Consider the following 2,059-nt stretch of genomic DNA (forward strand, 5'->3'; position numbering starts at 1 on the left):
AACCGTTGCGAGTGAGTGATCTTTAGTGGTCACGCGACTCGCACCCCGTCTCGGGGTTGTTCCCCGGCCGGGTGGCCGGTTCCCTTCCGCGCTTCACGGCCACCAGCCCGGCCTGGCCGGGTCTTACGGTCGGCTCCACGCTTGACGGCGGCCCCAACTGGGCCGACGACGCTAACGGTGTCCTCGTAGCGTGCGAGGTTGATGGCGGCGTTGTCATCACGTTGATGCGATGCCGAACATGCATCACATGTCCAGCGTTCGGACCATCCGATGTCCTGCACATGCCCGCAGGCATGGCAGGTTTTCGACGACGGGAACCAGCGGTCAGCGACCACCAGCTGTGACCCGTACCAGCCCGTCTTGTAGGACAGGTGGCGCCGAGGTGTGCCCAGGGCGGCGTCCGAAAGTCCGCGCCGCCTGGCGCGGGCACCCGGAAGGCCCTTTTGCCGCAGCATCGCCGCGGCGTTCAAACCTTCAACGACGATCTGGCCGTGGGTTTGAGCCAATCGTGTCGTCAGGACGTGGAGGTGATGAGTACGGACGTCATTGACCCGGCGATGCAGCCGGGAAATCTCGGTGGTGCGCTCACGGTAACGCCGAGAACCTTTCGTGCAGCGCGACCGGGCCCGGCAGACATGCCGCAACTCTTTCAGTGCAGCATCGAGCGGGCGTGGGTTGGCGACGTGTTCGATCACCGCGCCGTCAGCGGTGGCGACAGTCGCCAGACGCCGGACCCCGGCATCGACACCCACCCGCGAACCAGGTAGCGCAACGCCGGGCTGCTGAGGGCGCTGCACCAGCACCCGCACGGTGGCGTCCAGACGGGTGCCGTTGCGGCGCACCGAGATCGCGAGGACCCGCGCCCGACCGGCACGAATCAACCGTTCGATGCGGCGGGTGTTCTCGTGGGTGCGTACACAGCCGATCACCGGCAGCGTCAGATGCCGGCGGTCGGGTTGGACGCGCAGTGCGCCGGTGGTGAAGCACACCCGATCAGCGTCGCGGCCCTTCTTCTTGAAGCACGGGAACCCGACTCGTTCCCCGGCACGCTTACCAGCGCGGGAGGTCTGCCAGTTCCAGTAGGCATCCACCGCACCGCGGATTCCGTCTGCGTAGGCCTCCTTCGAGCACTCCGGCCACCACACCGCCCCGGTTTCGGCGTTGACACACACCTCGTCTTTGACGGTGTTCCAGCGTTTCCGCAGCACCCGCAGCGACGGTTTCTCCGTCTCGATACCGGACGCGTGCCAGGCTTCGATGTCGGCTTTCAGAGCCGCGACCGTCCAGTTGTAAGCCTTACGGCGGGCACCGAAATGCCTGGCCAGCGACCGGGCTTGCTCCTCGGTCGGGTCGAGGGTGAACCGGAACGCCTGCACCGTCCAGCCGTCAGGAACCTCGAACTTCGCCATCACGCCGCCTCGCGATCATCGGCAGCGGCAGCAGCAACAGCCCGTTTGGCACGGTTCTGCGCGGCACGTTTGCCATACAAACGTGCACACATCGAGGTCAAGATCTCGGTCATATCCCGCACCAGGTCGTCATCGACCTCAGCCGAATCCACCACGACCAGCTCTCGTCCCTGCGCCGCGAGCGCGGCCTGAACATACTCAGATCCGAATCGGCAGAACCGATCCCGATGCTCGACCACGATCCGGCGCACCGCAGGGTCGCGCAGCAGAGCAAGGAACTTTCGGCGGTGCCCGTTCAACGCCGAACCGACCTCGGTGACGACCTTGTCGACCGGTATCTGCTCAGCTGTGGCCCACGCGGTTACTCGCGCCACCTGCCGATCGAGATCGGCTTTCTGATCAGCCGACGACACTCGCGCATACACGGCGGTCCGACCTCGCAGGCCAGAGTCCCCAGTGGGTTCGTCGACGAGAATCAGTCGACCCACCTTCCGCGCTGGGACCGGCAACAGGCCCGCGCGAAACCAGCGATACGCCGTCACGCGCGCAACACCGTTGCGCTCAGCCCACACCGCCAGATTCATACGTCCGTTCCTACAGCACACCACCGACAGCTACCGACCACTCAACCCGCAACAGCTGGCAGCCCC

At 65.8% G+C, this 2,059-nt stretch carries 2 protein-coding genes; both read right to left on the reverse strand.

Translation table 11 applies throughout. From position 1 onward, the window contains the following. Positions 1 to 29: 29 nt before the first annotated feature. Positions 30 to 1,409 carry an IS607 family element RNA-guided endonuclease TnpB gene (tnpB, locus tag AWC14_RS09160; RefSeq protein WP_084031095.1) on the reverse strand — a complete coding sequence of 460 codons (1,380 nt, stop codon included), beginning with the start codon at positions 1,407 to 1,409 and terminating at the stop codon, positions 30 to 32. Beyond that, positions 1,409 to 1,993 carry an IS607 family transposase gene (locus AWC14_RS09165; RefSeq protein WP_084031094.1) on the reverse strand — a complete coding sequence of 195 codons (585 nt, stop codon included), beginning with the start codon at positions 1,991 to 1,993 and terminating at the stop codon, positions 1,409 to 1,411. Before AWC14_RS09165 ends, tnpB begins: the two co-directional genes overlap by 1 nt. Positions 1,994 to 2,059 lie beyond the last annotated feature (66 nt).

The organism is Mycobacterium kyorinense, from assembly GCF_002101735.1.
Lineage (GTDB): Bacteria > Actinomycetota > Actinomycetes > Mycobacteriales > Mycobacteriaceae > Mycobacterium > Mycobacterium kyorinense.

Bases quoted from the DNA above. Each gene is read 5' to 3' on its own strand.
- tnpB (WP_084031095.1), bottom strand. From the start codon at position 1,409: ATGGCGAAGTTCGAGGTTCCTGACGGCTGGACGGTGCAGGCGTTCCGG.
- AWC14_RS09165 (WP_084031094.1), bottom strand. From the start codon at position 1,993: ATGAATCTGGCGGTGTGGGCTGAGCGCAACGGTGTTGCGCGCGTGACG.